The organism is Crocosphaera sp. XPORK-15E, from assembly GCF_034931425.1.
Lineage (GTDB): Bacteria > Cyanobacteriota > Cyanobacteriia > Cyanobacteriales > Microcystaceae > UHCC-0190.
On sequence record NZ_JAYGHQ010000067.1, the window covers coordinates 35,030 to 60,608 of the forward strand.

Genomic DNA, 25,579 nt, shown 5'->3' on the forward strand with positions numbered 1-25,579 from the left:
AGTGACGTAAAGTAATTTAAGGGGATAGACTCAAAATCTGAGAAATCGATAAATAGAATTAAAGAGAAAAAAGTAGAAATATTGGGATAAAATCCCTAAAATTATAGACAATAAAAAATCTGTAACAATCACTGATTTAAACTTTAATCGTAGCTGCTAGAATGCAAGAAGAAACCGAAAATAATAAACGGAAAAACTATCACTGATCCCCTTTAGTTCTTACTTTCAGTCCTTATGATGAAACTTCTTCGCCTCTATCGTCGCTCCTTAGCCTATAGTTTATTAACTGTTGTTTTTAGTAGCCTGATCATTATCAGCACTCCTCAACCTGGTTATAGTCAATCTTGGTTAAACTGGATTTTTCAAGGAGTACAAGTCATTCAATTATCTACCCTGTCCGATAGTCAAGAAGTCAAATATGGGCAACAAATTAACCAAGAATTATTAAAAAGTGGGCAATTTACCCCGTCACGAAATCGAGAATTAACCCAACGAATTGATCGCATTGGACAACGCTTAGCCAAAAATAGCAGTCGTTCTAATCTTCCCTTTACCTTTCAAGTGGTCAATGATAACGCTATTAATGCCTTTGCTACTATGGGAGGCTTTGTTTATATTAATACTGGATTAATTGCGGCTGCGGACAATGAAGCGGAATTAGCTAGTGTCATGGCCCATGAAATTGCCCATATTACCGAACGTCATTCCATTAAACAAATGCGAAATGTCGCTGTTTCTCAAGGGTTAATGTCTGCTGCTGGACTGAGTGAAAATAATATTGTTAACTTAGGAGTTCAACTGGCTGTTAATCTGCCAAATAGCCGAGAAGCTGAATTAGAAGCAGATCAAATGGGACTAAAAAATTTACGACGGGTGGGCTATGCGCCCATTGGTATGATTACATTTATGAAAAAACTGACCCAAAACGGAGGCGCGGCCCCTGAATTTTTAAGCACTCATCCTGCCACCCCACAACGGGTTAATGCTTTAACGAAATCAGTTAATCCTCAAACTGCCTCTCAAGGGGATGGGTTAAATAATCAAGCTTATCAGCAACAATTCCGCGCCTTACTTTAGCCAATTAAATATCCTTCTGAATCTCAATGCTAATTACAATTAATGAAAACACTTTAAGTTTATCGTCGGGTAACACAGTTATTTTTCCCCATCAGACATGGGAAGATTATGAACGATTGCTTAATCTACGTCAGGAAAAATCCACTCCTAAACTGTCTTTTAATCTCAAAACCAAAGAAATTCGCCTCATGTCTCCCTTACCCAGTCATGGAAACCGCATTGACACTCTCAGAGATTTAGTTAAGATTATGTTAGGTCAAAAAGGGTTAGATTGGCAGTGTTTTGATCCCATTACTTTAAAAATACCACCCAAAGCAGGAGTAGAACCAGATACTTGTTTTTATATCGAGAATAGACAAGCCATCTTAGGTAAAGATAAAATTGATTTAACCGTTGAACCACCGCCAGATTTAGCCATTGAAGTTGATTTTACCTCAATAACCGATATAGGAGCTTATGAAATCCTCAAAATCCCTGAATTATGGATTTATCGTCAAGGAGTATTAAAGGTTTATTTGTTACAAGGAGAAGGTTATCAAGAAAGTGCAATTAGTCGATTATTTCCTGATATTGATGTTAAGAATATCTTACCTAAATATGTTGAGTTAGGATGGAATCAGGGTTCAAGTATTGCCTTACGTCAATTCAGTAATCTTTGATTAGACGAAGATAATCCCAGAAATAAATTATTGAATCCCGATAAATAATCATGGGATAATTTATTTGAATATAGGTTATAACAACTCATCCATCAACATCATCACTTTGATACTTTCTTCATCTAAATCTTGTGTCGATTCTTTGCTTAAATGATGTTCTAAAATGCCTTTAAGGGAAATTAATTTTAAGCTATTTTCTGCCAGGGTATTAGCGATCGCTTCTGCCCCGTCTAAATAACCAATAGCCCCTAAATCCATTAAAGCAGAACGACGTACCTGTAAATCTTTTTCTCCTAATGCAGTGACCAGTTTTTCTCCATAAATAGGACTTTCTGTCAACTGATACAATGCTCTGGCAGCAGCATATTGAACTTTTTGCACAAAATGCTCTAAAAAGGGTTCAATTAATCCAATGGCTTCCCTTGCTTTGAGGGTTCCTAACGCCTCTAGAATAGCTTCATAAGGTTGTCTGAGATGGGGTTTCCCTTCTACCTGTTGCGCTACTTCTATTCCTCCCTCTAACAACTGAATCAATGCAGGAATAGCTTGAGCATCTGCCAACATTTCCAAAGATTGCGCCGCCGACTCTCTGACATAATAATCATCACAGTCCAAGGCCTTAATTAAGGCGGAAACAACACGGCGATCGCCTAATTTACCCAAAGCTTTAGCCGCATTGCGTCGCAAGGGATAACCCCCATCAGGAGAGCGATCGCTTTCATCTTCTAAAGCTATCAACAGAGCATCAATAGCCACCGGATCATTAACCCGAAACCGTCCGATCCACCAAGCCGCATAATAACGCGCACTGGGATCTTCCGTCTGTTGTAGGTTGTGTAAAGCTTGTTCAACCGTATAAGCAGGAGCATCGGCAGATCCTTGACCTGCCGATAGTCCCATGATATTTTTATCCTGGGAATTGTCCACCATGACAACGTTAGCCTTCAGTGGAAGGTGTAATGTTGATGATAGTGCCACCCATGCGGGTAATGCGCTGCATTTCTTCGTTCATACGATTATAGGGGACTTTGATAAAAACGCTACCACTGCGACGCACAGGATAACTATTCTTATCGTTTGTCTCGTTTTGACGAAGTCCAGTCACTTCATAGACGAAGACGCGACTGGCCGAGGGGTTATTAGCTGCTCCAACTAATGCTGATTGACCTAACATGACCAAGAATTTCCTAAACGATTATTGACTTATTGTGGATCGAATTGTGGCACAAGAAGCTTTTTCGGGCTTCTCTTTAGCCAGCAGGGGTAATACTTGCTACTTTACCACCAGAACGATTAATCCGTTGTAAGGTAGCAGATAATTCTTCGTAAGGAACAATCAAGGCTCGGCTGCTACGACGAACACTGGGATAGTTTGTCGCACCTTTGGCCCCGATACCGGAAATTTCTACCCGATAGGTTTTGCCTGAGGTACTACCAAAAGCAACAGTCCCACCCAAAGACTTACTGGGAGTAACATTGGCTTTGGAGGCACGATAAGCCCAACCATCGTTAGCACCAGAGGGCCCAACTACCGCAGAAGCTGTATTTTGTCCTAACTCGGTAGCTAAGCGTACGGTGGTACCTTCTAATTGAGAGCGATCGCTATTGGCATAACCGCGATAAAGGCGGAACATCCGTGTAAACCCAACGGTTTTTTGTCCTACTTGGGTATTGAAACCGCGATAATAAGGAACAATATTTTCCCCAAAGTTTTCTTGATATTCTACGGAGTCAATGTAGGAATCGATATCAGCATCAAATCCTTTATTTTCATAAAGATCAAGATGATAAACAACCTCAGATTCATCGTAGGGAGCGCGTCCCAAGAGATGCTTCTGGTTGAGTTCAATGACTCTGGTTTGGAAATTGCTGTAGAAGAACTTCGATTTATAAAGTTCTGATTTGGCTACGGCACGAACAAATTCTCTGACGCTGATAGAGCCATTACAGAGTAAGGACTCAGCACCCTTGAGGCGTTCAGATTCCATAATGTAGTCATTGCCTAAAACTTGGCGATAGACTGCACGAATAACGCCTTGAGCATCTTCGTTCCGCCAGTCGGGGCGGAGTTCTACGGGAGATGCGTCACTAAAGGCAGATGTACCGAGACGAGAGGCTGCTGTTGTAATCGCCACTGAAAAGTTCTCCTTTGTATGATTACCATTGAGATCACGCATTGCAGATAAGGGTTAAAGATTATTAACCCTTATCTTTTTTAAAAAATCAACCGACTTAAGCGAGGGTAATCGTTGTTACCTTGCCACCTTGACGGTTGATTTGTTGCAATTTGTTGGATAGCTGTTCGTAGGGAATCAGATATTCCATACTACTACGGCGTATTTGGGTTCCTCGTCCTGGGGCTGCTCCTTGGACGACTCTCACCCGATACACTTGGTCACGACTTCCCCCAGAAACACCAGACAAGACTTCGGCAGTCTCACCAATGTAGACGGGTGAAGAACTGTTGCGAGCCACTTCTTGAATCAACTTGCTTTGCTTGCCTTGGGCGCGATCGCTGCTGGCATAGCCCCGATATAGTTGAAACATACGACTAAATCCAACGGTTTTTTGATTCCGTTGCGTGGAAAATCCCCGACAGTAGGGAACGATCGAGTCACCAAAGTTTTCTTGATATTCAACAGAGTCGATATAAGAATTAATTTCTGCTTCGTATCCCTGTTGATGATATAGATCACTGTGGTAGGCAATTTCTGATTGATCGTAGGGGGCCCTACCTAATAGGTGTTTATAATTGAGTTCGATAAAGCGATTTTGGGGATTGCTCTGGAAAAATTTATTACGGTATAACTCTGAGAGGGCGATCAATCTGACAAAATCTTTAACGGAAATATTGCCATTCCGTAATAAAGACTCTGCACTCTTCAGCCGTTCGCAAGACATCAGGTGATCATTCCCTAATACCTGACGATAGGCAGCGCGAATTGCTACTTCTGCCTCTTCTTCTGTCCAATTTTTCCGTAATTCCACAGGGGACGAATCCACAAAAGGCTCAAAACCTAACCGTTGGGCTGCTGTTAAACTGGTCATAATTTAACCTCCTAACAATGCTTAATGAAGGTATTAGATATGGCAAGACCTGGAGAAACAGATGATTGCTAACTTAATTAGCTAACAACCCCCTGCCTTTCCAGGTCATTAGCACTTTCTAGATAACTAGCTCAGTGCGTTAATGGCGTAATCGAGGTAGGAATTAGCTTCATCACGAGCATCTCCACTTAAACCATGGTTAGCTTTGATGTACTTGAGAGCTTCAACGTACCAGCTAGGAGATAAATCAAAGGTGCGGTTGATTTCTGCAACACCAGCAACTAAATATTCATCCATGGGGCCGGTTCCACCAGCAATTAAGCAGTAGGTAACCATGCGGAGGTAGTAACCGATGTCACGAGCACATTTGTCTTTACCACGTTGATCAGCCGCGAAGTTGGGCCCTTGCATTTGGGTGGTGTAAGGGAATTTGGCGTAAACTGCATTAGCAGCACCAGTAACCAATTGAGCAGATTTTTCGCTAAGAGCTTTAGCTGCTGCTAAACCAGAAGCAGCTTGACGATAACGTCCAAAAGCAATTTGGAGTTCAGTGCTGCTTAAGAAGCGGCCTTGAGAATCTGCGGTAGAAATGGCTTCAGTCAAGGGGGTTTTCATTGTTTTCGTATCTCCCGATTGTTTTGCTAAGTTTTCCTAGAAATGGTCTTGAAATCATGCTTGATTGCTGATTAACAACTAAAGCTTAAAATTAAGCAACAGCAGCAGCAGCACGATCAAAGTATCCTGCGATTTCAGACTGGATTGCGCTGCAATCACCAGCGGTGATTCCGGTGGGATCCATTACGATAGCTAAGGCAGCCTCTTTCATTTTTTGAACACCAGCAGCCACAGAAGCACCGGGAACACCCAGAGCAACGTAGGTTTCACGAAGGCCATTTAAGCAACGATCTTCGAGAACACTGCCGTCTCCAGCAAAAGTAGCATAGGTAACATAGCGCAGGATGATATCCATGTCGCGTAAGCAAGCAGCCATACGACGGTGGGTATAAGCATTTCCACCAGGAGCGATTAACTGGGGTTGCTCAGCAAATAAAGAACGAGCAGCGTTAGCAACGATACTTGAAGCGTTGCCAGTGATGCGGTTAACAGCATCGATACGCTTGTTGCTTTCGGCCACCATCGCACTCAGAGCATCTACCTGAGAGGCAGATAAGAACTCACCGCGAGTATCAGCTTGAGAAACTACTCTGGTAAATGCGTCAAACATTGAATTAATCTCCTACTTGACTTGACTTGACTTAATAAGTTGAGTTGGAACGGAATACGGAATACCCAGATTGGGTCGATTCTGCTGCTTGGACAGACATTAATCTCCGTGATTTCCCAAGTCCCTTTCAAAAGTTTTTTTAAGAAACCTGAGACAACTTTAAATGGTGATCTCAGAAATCGTGAAAGGTTCTTCAAGAAGTATCCAAGATTATCTCGGTTCTGTCTTGTGTACCCTTCAGTTAATTTTATACAATGCTCTTGAATCATTATTTATTACATATTATTAAAAAAACTGCTGTCTTTTTGTAAAGAAGTGTTAAGAAGGTGCCTGAAAAGCTGAACATTAGGGCAATTCACCCTAATTGATTGAACTTGAACCGCTTTTTAACTGTGCTGGATCTTTCTGATTAACAAACTAGGGTAAAAGCTAGTCTTAAAGAGGGTTTGAGGGATTAATGCTTTTTTTTCAATGCCTCTAGGTTTTGGGAACTCAGCTTGTAATATTTCTTAATAAATTGCAGTGAACTAGGGGAAAGCCTTCGAGGAGTAAAACAGGAATAATAAGATAATTTGATGTAGTTAACTTTATTCAATAATTTATTTGTATGGGTGATGCTCATGTTCATTCTGGCTATTGTGTTGCTCCTGTTAGTCATCAATTGGATCGGGTCTTCGATTTTGGCAATCATACCGCTCCATTTATTAGATTTTTTCACTTCTTTTCTGGGTTTAATCCTAGGAATCATCGTTTTTCTCCTCCTTAGTTGGTTTGTCGGAGATTAAAGCTAAATTAACAATGGCATCGCCTTGATTAACCAAGGGGTTTTGAACATGGCCAATAACCACCCCCTGTTCAGGAGAACGAATCTTAGCCATAGTTTCCCCAAAAGCATCAGTAATAATGCCCAAACGCTGCTTTTTTTCCACTTTATTGCCCAATTTGACCTCTAAATGTAGCAACCCACTACGAGACGCTCTTACCCATTTAGTTTGAGTTATTTCCAGGGAAGTAAATTGGGTATTAGCTAAAGGACGAGGGTACATCTTCAAGAGATCCATGACGCGAAGAATACCATCAACCCCAATTTCAATACCATCAGGATCAAAACGGGATGCTTCTCCCGTTTCGTACAACAATGTAGGAATTCCCTGTTTACTGGCTGCTTGACGGAGGGAACCGTCACGGGTGGTAGCATTAATCATCAAAGGTGCGCCAAAGGCCTGAGCGCAGCGATAAGTCTCGGCATCGGCTAAATTAGCGCGAATTTGGGGCAAATTAATCCTGGGTTGGGCGGCAGTATGTAAATCTATCCCGTGGGTACTGCGATGGACAATTTCCGTCATAAATAAATGAGCAAGACGGGAACCAAGGGAACCCTGGGCTGATCCAGGAAAAGAGCGATTTAAGTCACGGCGATCGGGTAAATAGCGAGATTGTTCAATAAACCCAAAAACATTAACAATGGGGACAGCGATCACTGCCCCGTATAAATGTTTGGCCTTCAGTCTCTCCAACACTTGACGAATAATTTCGACCCCATTAATTTCATCCCCGTGAATAGCCGCACTTAACCAGAGTCTGGGGCCAGGAAATTGACCATTAATAGCAATCACAGGCAAAGAAATGGTTGTGCGGGTGGGTAATTGGGCCACGGGAATCTCTAAATGTTGTCGTTGTCCAGGGGCGATCGCCATTCCGCCAATTTCTAAGATCTGGTTTGTCATAAGTTAATACTGAATGCGATCGCGGTTGCTTCCAGAAGGAGCATTTTTCCCTAAAAATTCAATGATTTTGGTAGCCACATCCACCCCGGAGGCTTTTTCAATGCCTTCAAGTCCAGGGGAAGAATTAACTTCCATAACCACAGGGCCATGATTAGAGCGAAGCATATCAACTCCTGCCACTTTTAGCCCCATGGATTTTGCGGCCCGAACGGCCGTAGTGCGTTCTTCTGGAGTTAATTTAACCATATCGGCCTGGCCACCACGATGAAGATTAGAGCGAAAATCTCCTTCTGCCCCTTGACGCTTCATGGCGGCGATCACTTTACCTCCCACCACAAAACAGCGAATATCAACCCCGGCAGCTTCTTTGATAAATTCTTGAACCAGAATATTAGCATCTAACTGACGAAAGGCTTCAATAACAGATTTAGCGGCGGTGTGGGTTTCCGCTAATACCACCCCGATACCTTGAGTGCCTTCTAAGAGTTTAATCACGACAGGCGCACCGCCAACGGATTCCAGTAACCCTTCAATATCTTGTGTTGCATGAGCAAATCCTGTCACGGGCAAACCGATACCATCCCTGGCCAAAAGTTGTAAGCAGCGCAGTTTATCACGGGAACGGGAAATGGCCTGAGATTCATTGGCACTAAACACCCCCATAACCTCAAATTGACGGACGACGGCAGTACCATAAAAGGTTTTAGAGGCAGCAATGCGGGGGATGATGGCATCAACACTTTCTAGGGGTTTGCCGTTGTAGTAAACAGCGGGTTTATGGGAGGTAATATTCATGTAACAACGGAGGTAATTAATCACCCGCATATCATGGCCTAGGGCTTCTCCCGCTTCTTTTAGTCGTTTTGTTGAGTATAAAGAGGCATCTTGAGATAAGATGGCAATTTTCATACAATTTCCTCAGTTTTGATCCTTCAAATTCACAATTTTTTCAGAATTTAGCAACGCACGCTGCCCCTGTCTCCATCATCTCATAGTCAAAAGGGTTGTCTTTGGATATTGAGTTAATTTTTAAGGCTTTTCAGCAACAACTTAGAAATTTCACGCCATAATAGGTATAGGGAAACACATTTTATCGGATTCCCAAAGGAGAGAGGTCATGATTAATACATTTCTTTATCCTGATAGCATCACTTATCTGATTGTGAAACTCTGTGTTCTGTTTTTCGCGGTTTTACTATATTTGATGGTAACGGCAACTCCTGTTACTTAAAACAGGGCTATTTCATATAGCCTTGTACTTAAAAAGAGGTGAGTATAAGGATTTGGCCTGTAGACTAATGCCAAATCCTTGAATTTTAGGATGAGATTAGAGAGTTTTTTTCATGGTTAACTCGCTTGGTTAATATTAAGATAGCTAATAAACCTATTGTCACTTTATCGCTCCAATTTTGCTAGAATGTCAACACAATGGAATTAGATCCCTGGATCATTAAAGCATTCAGAAACATCATTTATTAGTTTGCCACATGAGAAAACGTGCATTTTGGGTAACTCTTATCCTTACTTTTTCCCTCATCTTCAACCTTTTTACTTGGACTCCCGACGCAGCAGCTTTTACAGAAGATCAAAAGCTTTTGCTTCAATCTTGGAGACTGGTTAATCAATCTTATTTAGATGATACCTTTAATCATCAAAATTGGTGGTCATTGCGGCAAAATCTTCTTAAGCGTCCCCTCCATGATCGTGAGGAAACTTACGACACCATTGATGAGATGTTAGCTACCTTAGATGAACCCTTTACCCGTCTTTTGCGCCCTGAGCAATATCATAACCTACAAGTTAGTACAGCAGGGGAATTATCTGGGGTAGGACTACAGATTAATATTAATCCTGACACGGGCAACTTAGAGGTGGTTTCTCCTTTAGCGGGATCGCCGGCCGAAACTGCTGGAATTAAAACCCACGATCGCATTTTAGAAATTGACGGGATGGATACCACAACCCTGACTTTAGACGAGGCAGCTACCAGAATGCGGGGCCCCAGTGGGACAACGGTTTCTTTAACTATTTTACCCCATCAAGATAATGCTAAGAGTCGTCAGATTAATATTGTGCGGGAAAAGATTTCTTTAAGTCCCGTTTTTGCCACTTTAGATAATCCGAATCATAATCTACCTATTGGTTATATTCGTCTTAATCAATTTAGTGCCAATGCTACCAAAGAAATGACGGAAGCGATCAATAATTTAGAAAAACAAGGGGCCCAAGCTTATATTTTAGACTTAAGAAATAATCCTGGGGGACTCTTACAAGCGGGCATTGAAATTGCTCGTTTATGGATGAAAAAAGGGACAGTTGTTTATACTGTAAACCGTCAAGGGGTTCAAGATAGTTTTACGGCTGTGGGATCTGCTTTAACCGAAGATCCTTTAGTGGTATTAGTGAATCAAGGAACTGCCAGTGCTAGTGAAATTTTAGCCGGAGCATTACAAGACAATAGACGAGGTATTTTAGTGGGAGAAAAAACCTTTGGAAAAGGCTTAATACAGTCATTATTTGAGTTACCTGATGGTGCGGGTTTAGCTGTTACTGTTGCTAAGTATGAAACCCCTAATCATAAGGATATTCATAAGTTAGGAATTGCTCCTGATGAATTAGTTACCCAAGATCCCATTGCTTATCAGCAAATTGGCACAAAAGATGATTTACAGTATCAAGCGGCGATTAAATTTTTGACAGGTAATTCTGTTTTGGCCAATGCTGCTTAAGGGTTATTAAATTACAATTAAGTTTCAAGACTGTTTGAATGGTCTTGATTTTTTTTGTTTAAAAAAGCCAGAGGAAATTCTTGATATAACTTGGTTTCCAGAGTAGACTATATATAGGCTTTAAAACGGGATAGAAATTAGATGAAAGTTGCGACATGGAATGTGAATTCAATTCGGACAAGACAAACCCATGTGATCGACTGGTTAAACACCAATAATGTTGATGTTCTTTGTTTACAAGAAACCAAAGTTATTGATCAGGATTTTCCGACAGCACCCTTTGAAGAATTGGGCTATCATACTTATATTTATGGGCAAAAAGCTTACAATGGTGTGGCAATTTTTAGTCGTCAACAGATGACGGATGTGATCACGGGATTTACCCCCATTGTTGGAGAATCTTTAGCACAAGAATTTGATCAACAAAAGCGAGTAATTACAGGGGTTATTGGTGATGTTCGTATTATTAATTTATATGTTCCCAATGGCTCAGAAATTGGAAGCGAAAAGTATCAATATAAATTACAATGGTTTAAAATTCTTCAAACTTATCTAGAAATATTGAGAGAAAAAGAAGCTTATGAATTATGTGTTTGTGGAGATTTTAATGTTGCTTTAGAAGACAAAGATATTTATGATCCAAAAAACAAAGAAAAACATATTATGTCCTCTCCTTTAGAAAGAGAAGCTTTACAAAATATCTTGACAATTGGCTTAAAAGATGTGTTTCGTAAATTTACTGCTGAAGGAGGATATTTTAGTTGGTGGGATTATCGTTCAGGAGGATTTCAACGGAATAGAGGCTGGCGAATTGATCATCTTTATTTAACAGATAAATTGTCGGAAAAAGCCATTAGTTGTATAATAGATAGAGAGCCAAGAAAACAAGAAAAACCGAGTGATCATACACCAGTAATTGTTGAATTTTAATGTTAATTAATTTGATTATTAATGAAGAAAAAACGCCCCATTGCTGTTGATTTGTTTGCTGGTGCAGGTGGAATGACATTAGGGTTTGAACAAGCAGGATTTGATGTTTTAGCTTCCGTTGAAATTGATCCTATACACTGTGCTATTCATGAATATAATTTTCCCTTTTGGACAGTAATTTGTGAGTCTATCGAAACCATAACAGCGAGAGAAATTAGGGGTTTATCTAACATTGGTAATCAACCGATTGATGTTGTTTTTGGTGGGCCTCCTTGTCAGGGTTTTTCCTTAATAGGTAAACGCAGTTTAGAAGATGATCGTAACTCTCTTGTTCAGCATTTTATTCGCTTAGTTTTGGAACTAAAACCTAACTACTTTGTCATGGAAAATGTTCCAGGTATGGCTATCGGAAAACATCAAAAATTTTTGCAGGAAATCTTTGATAAATTTGCTCAAAATAACTATCAAGTTAGGACAGACTATCAAATTTTAAATGCGGCTAATTATGGGGTTCCTCAAACGAGAGAAAGACTATTTTTGTTAGGAGCAAAACAAGGATTAGAATTGCCTAATTATCCTAATTATATCACTCAATATTCTCAGAATAACGGTAAATTACTGCCTAAAACTCCAACGGTTAAAGATGCAATTCAAGATTTACCAGAAGTCAGTAATTATCCCGAATTAAATCATCAAGATTGGGTGATTGCTGATTATGGAAAACCGAGTGATTATGTTAAACAGTTAAGAAATTTATCTCATTTAGCTGATTATTATTCCTATGGCAGAGAGTATAATCAGCAATTATTAACCTCAAGTTTATTGACAAAACATACGCCTAAATCAATTGAAAGATTTAAGCATACTACACCAGGCAATATTGAACCCATCAGTCGTTTTTTAAGATTAAATCCTGACGGTTTATGTAACACTTTAAGAGCAGGAACACCTAGTAATAGAGGGGCCCATACTTCTCCCCGTCCGATCCATCCTTTTCACCCTAGATGTATTACCGTTAGGGAAGCAGCAAGACTTCATTCTTATCCTGATTGGTTTCGATTTCATGTCACAAAATGGCACGGTTTTCGTCAAATTGGCAATTCAGTTCCGCCTTTATTAGCTAAAGCTGTAGCCAAAGAAATTATTAAAGTTCTTGAAATTATTCCGATTAAATTAACATCTGTATATAGATTAGAAAGAGAAGATTTATTAAGCTTTAATATGTCTCAAGCTGCCAACTATTATAATGTAGATCCTAAAGTGCTTGGAACAAGAACTAGAAAAATCAACAAGGAGAATCATGAGTACAAACGGAAAAATTGGAACGTAGGGGCATATTGCATACGCCCTCTCTTTAATAACGAATAGTAATGATTAAATTAATAATAATTCATCCCTGATCAATTTTGAAAAATATATGAGTAAACTATGAAAGAAAAATGAAAGCTTTTAATCAGACAATCAGCTAATCTAGAGAAGTCAATCAAAATAATCAATGGTTTTGAAGATGGAATTACTCAATACAAGTTTTTTGGGTTTAGGTTTAGCGGCGGATGCTTTTGCAGTTTCCATAACCAGTGGTTTTTTGATTCAACACATTAAATTAAATAAAGCCCTGAAAATTGCCTTATTTTTTGGTATATTTCAGGGAATGATGCCTTTCCTTGGGTGGTTAGCGGGATTATCATTTAGAGGGATATTAAGCAGTTTTGATCATTGGATCGCTTTTGTCCTATTAGGGTTTATTGGCGGAAAAATGATTTATGAAGCCGTCAAAAATGATGAAGAAGATAAAAAATTTAATCCTCTAGATACTTATACATTGCTAGTCCTAGCCATTGCTACGAGTATAGACGCTCTAGCGGCTGGATTAGGATTATCCTTCTTAAAATACTCCATTCTTTTACCATGTACTTTAATTGGGTTAATCACCTTTTTCTTATCATTAATTGGGGTGTTTATTGGTCATAAATTTGGAGGTATTTTCAACCAAAAAATCGAGATTATCGGCGGATTGACTTTAATTGGAATTGGCACTAAAATATTGATTGAAGATTTAATAAAAGTCACTTAAAGTAGTACATCCTTCGGGATTCTTAGATAAAGTAGACCCAATTAAACCAACTAGAAAATATGCCAAACGATTAAAAAGCGTGCAGGTTTCTGTGAATCAAGAATCTCCCGCTACATTGCCGAGCGCAATTAGCGGTGAGAGTGTCAACCCCATTCTTTGCCCTCCATGATTATCATAGAAGAAGCGGGTTATGGTATGACACCGCTACAGTCTCAGGATAAAATTCCTTATAATGACAACTAAAAACATCAAATAGCCCTATGACATCTTATGTAACCTCGTCTGCTAGAGCGGAAATGAGCGAACTAAGGCGGTTAAAAACCCTATTACCGCCAGAATTACAAAGTTGGGTCATGGTAGAAGGCAGTACGGAAATCAATCCACCGCTTGTCCGCTGTGAAGAACTAGGAAGAGACGAAGTAGAAATTCAAATTGACTTAGCCAAGTGGGAAAACCTGGCCATTGACCAACGAAACCTGCTATTTTGGCACGAAGTCGCCCGTATTCAAAATGACACCATTCCCAGGGAAGGATGGGAAATGGCGGCCCTTGCCATTGGGTTAGGGGGCGCAGTGGGAGAACTTTGGGTACAAGATGGCTTATTGTTATTATTAGCTTTGTCTCTTTGTGGCATTTCTGGTTATCGACTCTGGCAAAAAAACAACGGAGATCGTAAATTAAAAGAGTCCATCGACGCTGATGAAAAAGCGATCGCCTTAGCCACTCGTTTTGGTTACTCCTTGCCCAATGCTTATAAAAGTCTGGGCAGTGCCTTCAAAACACTGATTGAACAAACCCCTAACCGCCGACAACGGAAACAATATGAGTCTCGTTTACAGGCACTCAGACGCAGTGCAGGTCAAGCTAAAACCAAAATGCAGCAAGAAGAGGGCAAACGCCCCATCCGCTAACCACTCAATTGCCCAATAACGACAGTTGATGACTACCCACACACCAGAAACTGATTTTCCGATTGTTATTATTAACAATCATCCTGTTATGGGAATGCCGAAACGTTTAACTGTCTTAGAGGCAGTTCGTTTTAAAGGGGTTTGCCATCAATTTTTGGCATCCCATTCCCTACCTAGCCAACTTATTTTGGATTTCAGTCAAACTGAATTTATGGACAGTAGTGGGATTGGGGCGTTGGTTCATAATTTTAAGGCTGCCCAAAGTAAAAAAGTCCAACTCATTCTTTACAATACTCATCCTCCTGTGATGGCCGTTTTGTCCATGACAGGACTCGATGAAATTTTACCCATTACCTCAACTCTAGATGCCAACCACCAAACAATGAGTGCTATTGGCAAGGGAAAGCCTCCTGAAACTCATCCTTCCGTTAATTCTTGGATTAAACGGTTAATTGATGTGATTGGTAGTTTGGTGGGTTTAGGGGTGACAGGAATCTTGTTTATTCCCATCGCCATTTTGATTAAAATAGATAGTCCTGGCCCCATATTTTTTCAACAAACTCGCTGTGGTTGGCTAGGAAAACGTTTTACAATGACTAAATTTCGTTCTATGTGTGCCGATGCGGAAACTTTGAAAAAAAAGATTCCCAATCAAGCAACAGGTGCTATCTTTAAAAATACCAATGATCCTCGTATTACTAGAGTTGGGAGTTTTTTACGAAAGACTAGCTTGGATGAACTGCCCCAATTCTGGCATGTTTTAAAAGGAGAGATGAGTTTAGTGGGAACTAGGCCTCCAACTCCCGATGAAGTGGAACGCTATGAAGTTCCGCAATGGCAACGATTAGATGTTAAACCAGGGATGACAGGAGAGTGGCAAGTTTATGGGCGATCGCGGATCAAAAATTTTGAAGAAGTCATTGAATTAGATTTACGGTATCAAAAAAACTGGAGTCATTGCTATGATGTCAAGCTCATTTGTAAAACCTTATTAATTTTATTCCATAAAAATAGTGGTGCTGTTTGAGAGAGAAAATCACAAAAATCAGTCATTGATCGAACAATTTCGCCTCTCCGTTAGGACTGAAATAGAAGCGTTAGAGGAGGTTTTATTGTGGTTTGAGGCCATTGCTAAGCCTTATTTACTAAAAAAGTCTTTATGGGAATGTAAACTCGCTTTAGCAGAAGGTTTTACTAATACTGTCTATTATGCTCATCAAGATTTACAGCCTCTTGTTCCCATTATTTTAGAGATTCATTTCTATTTAGATTGGATAGAAATGCAAATTTGGAATGTGGGGCCGCCTTTTGATTTACAGGGAAAACTGACAGAATTACGAAAAAAAAAAGGAAACCCCTTAGACAAAGAAAGTGATCGCGGCCTCTTTTTTATGCAAGAATTAACCGATGAATTAGACTATATTCGGGTTGAAAATAAACGGAATTGTTTAATAATGCGTAAGTTAATTAATATCAAATAATCTTAGGTATTTAATGATTAGGTATCAGTTTGAGAGAATTTAAAATTCTCTCAAACTGAACATCTAAATTCTTAAAGACTATCTATTTCCATGACTTCTACTTCCTGATCTCGAAAGTGGGCCTTAAATCGTTTTTCAAACTTCACTAAGATAGGTAAATTGGCACTGACGGGTCTACCTTGCCAGTTGGTCACAATATCCATGATTTCTCCTTCCATTCCCTTCAGGTCAAATGGCTCTTTTTTATGTTCAGGATGATGGTAAACAATAACAGATTCTCTAATACGGACGCGATCGCCAACTTTCATCTTCATTAACTCTCTATAATTCTATCCTGCTCGACCCGTCACCATTATATTTTCTGAGTGCCTAATTCTGAGGAAACCTCAGAATATAAGAGGCACGAAGGGCGATATTTGTTCCGAGGTACAAAGGATTGGGAAGTCAGTCCCCTATTATACCTTACGCGCGTCACCGCTTTTGATATCGTACAACAATGTTGAGCAGGTTTAATACATAATCTAAGCTTATTGATATTATATATTTCTTTTAAAATACAAATAACTTAAAATTAGTTGCTCTTGACAAGTAATGAAAATATTTAGCAATAAGCAACGAAGTTACGCCTTTATGGTATGATGTTTAATAGTTAAAAATCTACAGCCAGTGTGTCTTGTCCTAAATATAGTCTTGGAAAGTATCATTATTTCGTTGAGTGGCTTGAAGATTTTCTGTTTTGAATCATCGTTTAGTTGTTTTTTATTGGTTTATTTGAGCAAATGTACTAAATCAGGCTTGAGTAGGAATACTTAGGGGTTGACAAAATCACACAATTGTGCATAAAAAAATCAAGAATTATCTAAATCTTGAAGTTTGATATCAAATAATTAAATCAGATCTCCTAAAAAAAGGGGAAGGGATTATATTGTTTTTTGCTTTTTTAACCCCAGGTTGAACCCTGGGGTTAGCTTTTAATTAATCTTTAAAGATGCTTTTCTAGGGCTTCGCTAAAGGTATTATAGGGAGATTTTCCGACGATATTTTCCACAACTTCCCCATCTTTGAAAATCAGAACACAGGGAATACTCCGAATGCCATATTTTTTGGCATTATCTTTGTTTTGATCGATGTCAATTTTCACTACATTGGCCCGTCCTTCATATTCTCCCGCTAATTGATCAATGAAAGGACTAATAACGCGGCAGGGGCCACACCAAGTGGCTGTATAATCAACAACCAATGGGAGAGAACCAATTAATAGGTTTTCAAAATCTTCGTTTTGGATGAAATTTGCTTTTGTCATGAGAGTTTTCCTCTGATTATTGTTACCAAGGCTGTTGCCTCGGAAGGAACAGGGAATAGGCAACAGGGAACAGAAAATACTGTTGCCTGTAATACTAGGTTTAAAGCCCCTTCTTTTAAGAGTAAAGAAGGCTTAGGAGAGGTACAATCATCTTCCAAGGGATTCACTGTTCCCCGTTCCCTGTTCCCTTGAATGAATTTTTACAATCAAATCTTGATAAAATAAATCTGAAGTAAAGACAGATACTGATTTCCATTCTATCTCTTTTGTGTCTCCCTCAACACAACTAATGAGTATAGTCTAATAAAGCTAACCAGAGACGACGATGGCCATTCTCTACACTGTAAAACAATAAATCTACCAGCAGTTTTGAAGCGAGTTTCTTGGGTTGGGGAAGCTCTATCAATTTAGTTGCTATCATTGCGATTTGATAAAATTCGTGAAATTTTTGCAAATAATTGCCCAATAATGTAACTTTGGCTGGATCTTTATTTTGTGCTGTCATTTGTTCCAATAAGGTAACTGCACGGCGGATTAATTCTTGATATTTGCCCGCAATATAACAAATAATTAAAATCAGCGATCGCGTTTGTTCTACGGAGAGAGTTGTGAGCAGAATTTCCTCCCCATTATCTGCTCGGTTTGACCACAAAGTTACTGTTTCAGTTAGGGTGCTGTTAATTTCCAAATCTAACGCAGCTTGTAGTAACATATCTTGATCGATGGGAATTAATGATTCTAGGGCCAATAGCATCAAATCAATGTGGGTTTGAATTAGGGCCAGTTGTTGGGGGGTGGGGGTATTGGTGAGGGGTAAATTTTCCCAATTTGGCACTGAGGAAGGGAGATTAACAGTTGATGTCATAACCATAAGCGTTAGTATAAGTTATTTATTTTGTTCTTCGTATTTTAAACTAACTGACGAAAATTGTGGAAAAAAGTTTTGATTTGTTCGGATAAGTTAAATAGCCAAAAATAAAGTTAATATATCCTAGGATAGTTGTAGTGGTAACAAAATTATTGACTATGTTCACCTTTCTCTGTTTAATTATAACCACAGACTAACTCACTTTGTCATCTTTAGGAATCATCTCATGAGTTTAGAAGCTAGTGTTGCTGATATTGCAATCAAGGAAAATTTAGAACAATTTTTAGTTGTTTTATGTGTTTCCTTAAGTGTGGCCACAATTTCTCGTGTTTTTGCTTGGTTTCGTCAAATTCCCTACACCCTGCTTTTGGTAATTGTTGGGTTAGGATTAGCGTTTATTGATGTTCGTTTGGTTAATCTTTCTCCTGAATTAATTTTAGAGATTTTTTTACCCCCTTTACTGTTTGAAGCTGCTTGGAATGTTAGCTGGCGAGAGCTTAAAAAACATTGGATTCCTATCGTTTTATTTGCCATAATTGGGGTCATTATTTCTGTTCTTGGAATTTCTTTGGCACTCAGTAATTTAACTGATTTGGCCTTACCTATTGCTTTATTAGTAGGGGCAAGTTTATCGGCAACTGATCCAGTTTCAGTAGTGGCTTTATTTCGAGAATTAGGAGCTAGTAAAAAGTTAACAATTCTCATGGAAGGAGAAAGTTTATTTAATGATGGTGTGGCGGTTGTTGCTTTCTTACTTTTGGTGGGTATTCCTTTAGGAACTGAGGTTTTTTCTTTACCTATAACCATCGCTAGTTTCTTTACATTTGTTGGCATTGGCATTGGTTTAGGTTGTTTAGTTGGCTTTGGAATTTCCTATCTTACTCAACGCTTTGATCTGCCATTAGTTGAACAATCTTTAACCTTAGTATCTGCCTATGGAGCCTACTTAATGACGGAAGAATTAGGGGGTTCTGGAGTAATTGCTGTGGTAACAGTTGGCATTATTTTAGGTAATTTTGGCTCTCGAATTGGCATGAATCCGAGAACCCGTTTATTGGTGTCTGAGTTTTGGGATTTTCTAGCTTTTTTTGTCAATTCAATTGTCTTTCTATTAATTGGTGATCAGATCCATTTTGAGAGTTTAAGAAGCAATTTAGGCATTATTGCTATTGCAATTATGGCCGTCTTAGTCACTCGTTTGGTTGCTATTTATGGACTAGCAAGTTTAAGCAATAAATTCACTGATGTAGATATTAGTTTACCTGAACAAACTGTCTTATGGTGGGGCGGTTTAAGAGGTTCTGTTTCTATTGCTTTAGCCTTAAGTGTTCCTGTTTCATTAGTTGGACGAGAGGAAATTATTGATACTGTGTTTGGGGTTGTTTTATTTACTCTCTTAATTCAAGGGTTAAGCACTCAATGGGTTCTCAAAAAATTAGATTTAATTGGAGATCAACCTTTGCGTCAAGAATATACTGAATTATTAGCGCGAAGAACTGCCATTCAAAGAGTGTTAGACTATCTTAAAGAGCTAGATATTTCTCCCGATATTGATCAGGAATTATATCGTTATAAGCGAGAATTAGTTCAAGGAGAGTTTAAAAGTATTGAGGAAAAGATTTATAAATTTCAACAGGAATATCCTCAATTAAAAACCTTAGCAGGGGAACAATTACAAGAAACATTACTCGACATTGAAGCTAATACCTATGCAGAATTAATTCGCAATGGGAAATTGAGTAATAATCTTTCTCCTTTGTTATTAGAGATTTTAGCAGAAGCGGGAGATTAATAAAAAAAAGAGACGTTATCCGAAACGTCTCTCAATTAAACCATGAAAAAACTTGTAAACTAGCCAAACTTATTTAACGATTTCTTCCTCTGTTTTTCTTCATTTCACCCCAAATTTGTTGTTGTTCAGGGGTTAAAATAGCTTGCATTTGTTGGCTGGTTTCTTGTCTAATAGTTCGCATTTTTGATTTTTGCTCCTCTGTAAAATTTAGCGATCGCCAATTTTTACCCCGTCCCTGTTGCGGGGTATTTTCTAATTGTTTCTGTTGTTCTGGTGTTAAAATAGCGAGGATGCGATCGCGGCTAGATTTTTGGATTTCTTGCCATTGATTTTTTTGAGACTCGCTCAAGTTTAGTTTTTCAGCAAACCTTTCTCCCCGTTGCTCTGTATTGGGTGTAGACTGGGAAAAAGCGGGAGGAACAAAGTAGAAAGGAAGTGAAACTAAAAGGACACTCGATAATATTAAGGTTCGTTTCATTGTTTGACGCTATTAGTTATGTGTTTATTCATTACGTGGGTTTAGACTGGGAAGGATTGATAAAGGTTCAATTAATTTTACTTGAGTAGGTTTTTGATTTTTATGATAATAGTAATTAAGTCCAAATTAGTTGAATATCTCTACTTAAAACTGGAGTTTAGACTACAACCCCAAGCGTCACACTAGACTGTACGGTTTAATTCTGGGGGGAGTGCATAGAAATTTGTCTTAGCCTGTCAGAAAGCTAAGATTATTTGAGAATATTGTCATTTAGGGTTTTAAGCCACTTCTTTTTTGTCTTTTTTCTGGCGAGTAACTGTCTTTTTGACCGTCGGATAACGAGGTTTTTTATTACGTTTCTTACCCTTCTCCCATCCTGGAGACTTTCCTCTGGTTTTCGGCGGTTTGGCTGGTGTCTCTATCTCGACCAAAAATCTGAAAAAGCTTTGTGCCACTCTTCCAGGGGTTAATTTTTCTGTTGGCAAGGGCTTTTGCCAAGGTAAGGGATTATCCTCTATATGTCCAAATACCAATGAAACAGTAAACTTATGCAAGAGTCTTGTAAATGAAGCCGTCTATGGAGATAATGCCATAGACTCAAGATAATTACATAAATTTTTGAGCAATCGATTGAATTTCAGGGGTATAATCTACGGCCCCTGATAATAGGTTCCCTCCCGTTCCACTAATACCCACAAAACGATAGGGTTCTAAAAATGAGACAAAATCTTTCCCTTCCAATTCATCCCCATAGACTTTTTCGAGAAAATATCCTTGACTATCATTAACTTTTTTATAAGCATTGATTAAATATGTTTTATAAAATCCAACATTACATTTATAAAATCGTGTTGAAATTTTGCTTTTAATATGAGGACGACCTCTCCACTGGCCCAAACTTAAATGAAAAACATATTTAGCAATAGAACGCTTCATGAGTTTGAATCTTTCCGGTAATGACATAGTATAAATTTGTTGATCAAACATGAAGTCCCATGGAGCCTTTTCCAAAAACAAATATTTTTTGTCCATAGAATTTTTATCAAAAACATTTTGGAGACCTAGATGTCTTTCACTGATATTATCAAAGTTCTCGACAAATGTATGTCCGGTAATCTTATAAAAGTTTTTTTCAGGATTATTTACCAAAAACTGACTATGGTTAACAGCGTAATCAAGAATTTTTCCTTCTCCATACCCTTTACCGTATTTTTTGGTATTTTGATTACCATCAAAAACCAATACTTCTAACTGCTTATCATGGTAGTTGGCAAACTCAATAATATTAGTAAAATCATAATCTGTATTGCTATTTTCACAAAAAGTAATAGCTGAAATTTTTGTAAACTTTATCCATGATACTAAACCACAGAGATAACGAAAAAGTCGTTCTTTATTATCTCTTAGCTTAACATAACAGGTATCACCAACATTAATTGTTGCCGTCATAACTAGGATTTCGTTGCTCGTTATCATAATTTTTAACCTCTAAAATTATCATTATACCTTGCTATAATTTAATTCCCAAAACTTGAGTATAGGCCCCCCTCGCTTGAGTAACACCAATAGTTCTTTGAGATGCTTCAATCATGGGACGACGTAAACTAACCACAATAAACTGTGCTTGTTGTGCTTGTTGTCGTATCATTTTAGAGAGTTTTTCGACATTGGCCCCATCTAAAAACATATCGACTTCATCAAACCCATAAAAGGGTGAGGGACGATATCTTTGTAGGGCAAAAATAAAGCTTAAAGCGGTTAATGATTTTTCTCCCCCTGACATGGAACTTAATCTTTGTACGGGCTTTCCTTTCGGGTGTGCAACTAAGTTTAATCCTCCTTCAAAGGGGTCTTCTGTATTATCTAATTGTAAGTATCCATCTCCATCTGAAAGGGTGGCAAAAATGCCCTGAAAGTTCTCATTAACGGCATCAAAAGCTTCTTTAAATGACCGAAATCTTAAGGTGGTAAAGTTCTCTATTCTTAAGAGTAATTCGGTTCTTTCTCCTTGAATAGTGGTTAATTTTTCTGTGAGTTCATTTAACCTTTCTTCGGTTTTTTGATGTTCTTCTAAAGCCAACATATTAACGGGTTCCATCGCTTCTAGGCGTTTTTGTCCGTTACGAATTTCTTTTTGTAATTCTTCTATATGAGGGTTTAAGTCTGTAAAATTTTCATCTATTTCTGATAGTAACGGGACTTCTGGTAAGGGTTCAGGAAGTTCATTTTCTTGAGTTTCTAGTTCTTCTTGAATAGTAATTAAAGCTTCTTTTCTTTCCTGTTGAGTGGTTTGTAATTTTTCTAATTGCCAGGTTTTTTGTTGATGATTCTTTTGAGAAGCTGTTAATAATTCTTCCGTGCGATCGCGTTCTTTTTTGGTTTCCCCTAATTTTAAGGTTAACTTTTCTAATAAACTTTCTAAGTTATTAATCTTATTATCAATTTGTTCTAACTTATTTTTAACTTCAATTTGTTCATTATTTATATTGACAATTTGCTGATTTTGTGATTCTACTTTTTGTTGTCCTTCCTGAATTTTCTCCCCTAAATTTTGACATTGGGTTTGCATTTCTTGTAGTTTACTTTCTCCCTGACGGAGTTCGGTTTCTCTTGTTTGTAACTGGGTTTCTTGACTTTTAATTAACGTTTGAATTTCTTGCCATTCACTATGAGTCTGGGACTTTTCTAACTCCCGTAAACGTTCCTGCTTTTGCTGTAATTCTACTTCTAAATGGGGAATTTCTGCGGCAATAATTTTTAGTTGACTGTCTACAGTTTCTACTTCTTGTCTATGACGAGATAACTGTAAACTTAATTTTTCTTGTTGGCCAGTTAAACGTTGTATTTCTTTCTCTAACTGTTGACGTTTTAATTGTTGCTCTCTCCCGTCTTGTCTTGCATCAGTTAATGCTGTCGATAATTGTTGAATTTGTTCTGATTTTTGTCCTAACCCTATCTCATTGCGAGATAATAAACCTTCTAAATCTTTTAATCTTTGTTTGAGGGACTTTCCTTCTTGGGACTCTCCTTGCATCATGTTTCCAAAACGTATAGAAGATCGCTTTGGTTTACTTCCTCCTGTCATGGCCCCACTGGTTTCTAAGAGATCTCCATCTAAGGTAATAATGCGCTGTTTTCCTAAATGGTTTCTTGCATCATTTAAGGTTTCAAAAACAACAGTATTACCGAAAACATAAGCAAAAATCTTCTCAAATTCTGGTTGACAAAGCACTAAATTAACTGCTAAATCAATAAACCCTTGTGCCTGACGTAAATTGCCAGGATCTTGTCTTCTATAGGGTTGAATTTTTGTTAATGGTAAAAAGGTCGCTCGTCCTGCTTTTGCTTGTTTTAATAGCTGAATTCCCGCAGATGCAATGGTTTCATCTTCGACGACTACAAACCCTAATCTTGCTCCTGCTGCAATTTCTAAAGCTAATTGATAACGGGGGTTTACCTGTCCTAATTGAGCGACTAACCCACAGACACCAGGGAGATCAGATGTTAAAATAAGTTGGGTTGCATAAGTTCCTTGGGCTTCTTGTTGGGCCTGTTGAGAAGCTTCTATGCGATCTAATTGTCGTTGTTTTTCTCTGTACTCTTTATCTAGACGGTTTTGGGTTTCTTGTAAGATACTTTTATCTTGTTCTGCGGTGGCTAATTGTTGAGCAATATTTTGTATTCTTTCTTCAGAAGGAATAGATAATTCTTCTAATTCTTGTCCTTGACTGTTTAATTCTGTTTCTATTATTTCTAACTGCTGTATTTCATCAGTAATCGTATTTTTTAACTGTTGATAACGTTCTGTAAGTTTAGCCCGTTGTGTTAATTGGGGGTTTAAACTATCCTGTAATATAGAGATTTGGCGGCTTAAATTGGCTTGTTCTTGTACCCAAGCATCAGATGCTTCTGCAACTGCATTTGCTTGTTCTCTGACCATTTCTAAGGTGTGAAGGTTGCGATCGCGTTGTTCTTTTAAGAAAGGTAAACTATCTTGTTCTAAGCGATTACTTTCTTGAGTCAGTTGGGTTAAATTATGTTTTTGTTGTGTAATTGTTATCTCAGTTTGAGAAATTTCTAGGGTAGTTTGTTTAACTAAATTATTTAATTCTTCTTCTCGTTGTTGGAGTTGGTTACGTTGTGCTTTTTGGGTTGCAAGTTGAGATGCAACGGTAAGTTGTTCATCTTCTCCTAATGCTTTGACTTGACGGTTAAGATCATCAACTTTAGTCGTAATTTCTGTTATTTGTTGGGATAGGTTTGTTAAGTTTTGAATCAGTTGTTTTTCTTCTTGTTCCCCTGTCATAATTTGCTGATTAATACGGGAAACTTGTTGTTGCAGAGATTTCCAAACTAAGACGGTTTCCCACCCTTGTTTTTGTTGAATTTGCACCTTTAATTTTTGATACTTTTCTGCTTTAATACGATCTGATGCTAAACGTTCTAAAGATCGCTTTAATTCTGTTTCAATGATCTGACATCTTTCTTCCCTATCTCTAACTTCTTCTAGAGTTTCTTTTGTTTTTACGATTTTACGATCAAATTCGGCAACCCCCGCTAATTCATCAATTATCTGTCTTCTTTCCTTAGAATTCATACTGATAATGCGAGTAACATCCCCTTGCAATACCACATTATACCCTTCAGGATAGATGCGAAGACGGTTTAATTGTTCATGGAGTTCACTAGCATTACAAGGTTCATCATTAATGTAATAAGTTGAGGAATAACTACCCCCTTTTGTCACCCGTAACCGTCGTGTTACAGTCCATTCACTGCTACTAATAATATTTTTTTTATTTATACTTTCTGACTCATTATCAACATGATGTCCATTCCCATTACTCTGATTATTCTCAGTTAATTCTAGCTTAGTCGTCGGCGGATTTTCAGGACTAAATTCACTTAATTCTAAGAGATCAGAAACATCAAAAGTAACAGAAACACTTGCTTCTTGAGTTTTGCGATTATTGCTATGATTATTATTAACTAAATCAGGAAGACGTTCCGCACGCATTCCTTTTGAGGTAGCCAGTCCCAGACAAAACAGCAAGGCATCGAGTATATTAGATTTACCCGACCCATTAGGGCCAGATACCACCGTAAACCCAGGCAAAAAAGGAATGGCAGTTGTACCGCCAAAGGATTTAAAATGAGACAATTCGATGCGCTTGATATGAACCATGGGCGCGATATAGCCAACTTCCCAGAACTTTTAAAATAACACCTAATTGATCTAGTCTAGCAAGTAAAGACCTTTTTTAGGGTACAAAAGTT

General features: G+C 38.4%; 24 protein-coding genes and 1 pseudogene. 10 read left to right on the forward strand and 15 right to left on the reverse strand.

What is annotated here, in order from left to right:
• The first annotated feature begins 234 nt into the window (after window positions 1-234).
• Together VB691_RS24570 and VB691_RS24575 are read left to right on the forward strand one after the other, a co-directional pair.
• Window positions 235-1,077: a M48 family metallopeptidase gene (locus VB691_RS24570; protein WP_323294157.1), complete on the forward strand. Its 843-nt coding sequence runs from the start codon at window positions 235-237 to the stop codon at window positions 1,075-1,077.
• 26 nt (window positions 1,078-1,103) lie between these two features.
• Window positions 1,104-1,736 carry a Uma2 family endonuclease gene (locus VB691_RS24575; protein ID WP_323294158.1) on the forward strand — a complete coding sequence of 211 codons (633 nt, stop codon included), beginning with the start codon at window positions 1,104-1,106 and terminating at the stop codon, window positions 1,734-1,736.
• Between the two features lie 75 nt (window positions 1,737-1,811).
• Here the strand turns inward: VB691_RS24575 and VB691_RS24580 are convergent, their stop codons facing one another.
• The 8 genes from VB691_RS24580 to rimK form a co-directional block, all read right to left on the reverse strand.
• Window positions 1,812-2,666 (reverse strand): HEAT repeat domain-containing protein, encoded by an 855-nt coding sequence (locus VB691_RS24580; RefSeq protein WP_323294159.1) that lies wholly within the window; start codon window positions 2,664-2,666, stop codon window positions 1,812-1,814.
• Between the two features lie 7 nt (window positions 2,667-2,673).
• Entirely contained in the window at window positions 2,674-2,910 is a 237-nt protein-coding gene (locus VB691_RS24585; protein ID WP_323294160.1) for a phycobilisome linker polypeptide, read from the reverse strand.
• Between the two features lie 76 nt (window positions 2,911-2,986).
• Window positions 2,987-3,871 carry a phycobilisome linker polypeptide gene (locus tag VB691_RS24590; RefSeq protein WP_323294300.1) on the reverse strand — a complete coding sequence of 295 codons (885 nt, stop codon included), beginning with the start codon at window positions 3,869-3,871 and terminating at the stop codon, window positions 2,987-2,989.
• Window positions 3,872-3,968: 97 nt separating this feature from the next.
• A complete protein-coding gene (locus VB691_RS24595; RefSeq protein WP_323294161.1) occupies window positions 3,969-4,784 on the reverse strand; it encodes a phycobilisome linker polypeptide in 816 nt (271 codons plus the stop codon).
• Between the two features lie 126 nt (window positions 4,785-4,910).
• On the reverse strand, window positions 4,911-5,399 hold the full coding sequence (gene cpcA / locus VB691_RS24600) for a phycocyanin subunit alpha (RefSeq protein WP_323294162.1): 489 nt from the start codon (window positions 5,397-5,399) through the stop codon (window positions 4,911-4,913).
• 91 nt (window positions 5,400-5,490) lie between these two features.
• Window positions 5,491-6,009, reverse strand: a complete 519-nt coding sequence (locus VB691_RS24605) for a phycocyanin subunit beta (protein WP_323294163.1) — start codon at window positions 6,007-6,009, stop codon at window positions 5,491-5,493.
• 737 nt (window positions 6,010-6,746) lie between these two features.
• The gene (locus VB691_RS24610; protein WP_323294164.1) at window positions 6,747-7,736 is read right to left on the reverse strand and encodes a succinylglutamate desuccinylase/aspartoacylase family protein; all 990 of its coding nucleotides are present in this window, start codon (window positions 7,734-7,736) and stop codon (window positions 6,747-6,749) included.
• Between the two features lie 3 nt (window positions 7,737-7,739).
• Complete coding sequence (gene rimK / locus VB691_RS24615) at window positions 7,740-8,645, reverse strand: 30S ribosomal protein S6--L-glutamate ligase (protein ID WP_323294165.1); 906 nt, start codon at window positions 8,643-8,645, stop codon at window positions 7,740-7,742.
• 578 nt (window positions 8,646-9,223) lie between these two features.
• Between rimK and ctpA the strand changes: the two genes are divergently transcribed.
• From ctpA to VB691_RS24650, 7 genes are all read left to right on the forward strand, one after another.
• Window positions 9,224-10,465, forward strand: coding sequence for a carboxyl-terminal processing protease CtpA (gene ctpA / locus VB691_RS24620; protein WP_323294166.1), 1,242 nt, complete (start codon window positions 9,224-9,226; stop codon window positions 10,463-10,465).
• A gap of 141 nt (window positions 10,466-10,606) precedes the next feature.
• A complete protein-coding gene (gene xth, locus VB691_RS24625; protein ID WP_323294167.1) occupies window positions 10,607-11,395 on the forward strand; it encodes an exodeoxyribonuclease III in 789 nt (262 codons plus the stop codon).
• 21 nt (window positions 11,396-11,416) lie between these two features.
• A complete protein-coding gene (locus VB691_RS24630) occupies window positions 11,417-12,763 on the forward strand; it encodes a DNA cytosine methyltransferase (RefSeq protein WP_323294168.1) in 1,347 nt (448 codons plus the stop codon).
• Window positions 12,764-12,902: 139 nt separating this feature from the next.
• Window positions 12,903-13,469, forward strand: coding sequence for a manganese efflux pump MntP family protein (locus tag VB691_RS24635; RefSeq protein WP_323294301.1), 567 nt, complete (start codon window positions 12,903-12,905; stop codon window positions 13,467-13,469).
• 260 nt (window positions 13,470-13,729) lie between these two features.
• Window positions 13,730-14,380 carry a DUF3318 domain-containing protein gene (locus VB691_RS24640; RefSeq protein ID WP_323294169.1) on the forward strand — a complete coding sequence of 217 codons (651 nt, stop codon included), beginning with the start codon at window positions 13,730-13,732 and terminating at the stop codon, window positions 14,378-14,380.
• 28 nt (window positions 14,381-14,408) lie between these two features.
• On the forward strand, window positions 14,409-15,407 hold the full coding sequence (locus tag VB691_RS24645; RefSeq protein WP_323294170.1) for an anti-sigma factor antagonist: 999 nt from the start codon (window positions 14,409-14,411) through the stop codon (window positions 15,405-15,407).
• Window positions 15,400-15,861 carry an ATP-binding protein gene (locus VB691_RS24650; RefSeq protein WP_323294302.1) on the forward strand — a complete coding sequence of 154 codons (462 nt, stop codon included), beginning with the start codon at window positions 15,400-15,402 and terminating at the stop codon, window positions 15,859-15,861. Before VB691_RS24645 ends, VB691_RS24650 begins: the two co-directional genes overlap by 8 nt.
• Window positions 15,862-15,932: 71 nt before the next feature.
• Here VB691_RS24650 and VB691_RS24655 read toward each other — a convergent pair whose 3' ends face one another.
• The 3 genes from VB691_RS24655 to VB691_RS24665 all read right to left on the reverse strand — a co-directional run bounded on the left by VB691_RS24655 (window position 15,933) and on the right by VB691_RS24665 (window position 18,035).
• Entirely contained in the window at window positions 15,933-16,169 is a 237-nt protein-coding gene (locus tag VB691_RS24655; RefSeq protein WP_323294303.1) for a ferredoxin-thioredoxin reductase variable chain, read from the reverse strand.
• Window positions 16,170-16,843: 674 nt separating this feature from the next.
• The gene (gene trxA, locus VB691_RS24660; RefSeq protein ID WP_416245507.1) at window positions 16,844-17,227 is read right to left on the reverse strand and encodes a thioredoxin; all 384 of its coding nucleotides are present in this window, start codon (window positions 17,225-17,227) and stop codon (window positions 16,844-16,846) included.
• A 223-nt stretch (window positions 17,228-17,450) separates the two neighbouring features.
• Window positions 17,451-18,035: a DUF3038 domain-containing protein gene (locus VB691_RS24665; protein WP_323294172.1), complete on the reverse strand. Its 585-nt coding sequence runs from the start codon at window positions 18,033-18,035 to the stop codon at window positions 17,451-17,453.
• A 223-nt stretch (window positions 18,036-18,258) separates the two neighbouring features.
• Here VB691_RS24665 and VB691_RS24670 point away from each other — a divergent pair, with 223 nt between their 5' ends.
• The gene (locus tag VB691_RS24670) at window positions 18,259-19,824 is read left to right on the forward strand and encodes a Na+/H+ antiporter (protein ID WP_323294173.1); all 1,566 of its coding nucleotides are present in this window, start codon (window positions 18,259-18,261) and stop codon (window positions 19,822-19,824) included.
• Window positions 19,825-19,897: 73 nt separating this feature from the next.
• Here the strand turns inward: VB691_RS24670 and VB691_RS24675 are convergent, their stop codons facing one another.
• The 4 genes and pseudogenes from VB691_RS24675 to smc form a co-directional block, all read right to left on the reverse strand.
• Complete coding sequence (locus VB691_RS24675) at window positions 19,898-20,302, reverse strand: hypothetical protein (RefSeq protein ID WP_323294174.1); 405 nt, start codon at window positions 20,300-20,302, stop codon at window positions 19,898-19,900.
• A gap of 278 nt (window positions 20,303-20,580) precedes the next feature.
• Window positions 20,581-20,820, reverse strand: a pseudogene (locus VB691_RS24680) (transposase); the annotation flags it as partial.
• 88 nt (window positions 20,821-20,908) lie between these two features.
• The gene (locus VB691_RS24685) at window positions 20,909-21,751 is read right to left on the reverse strand and encodes a hypothetical protein (RefSeq protein WP_323294175.1); all 843 of its coding nucleotides are present in this window, start codon (window positions 21,749-21,751) and stop codon (window positions 20,909-20,911) included.
• 61 nt (window positions 21,752-21,812) lie between these two features.
• Complete coding sequence (gene smc, locus VB691_RS24690; protein WP_323294176.1) at window positions 21,813-25,487, reverse strand: chromosome segregation protein SMC; 3,675 nt, start codon at window positions 25,485-25,487, stop codon at window positions 21,813-21,815.
• Window positions 25,488-25,579 lie beyond the last annotated feature (92 nt).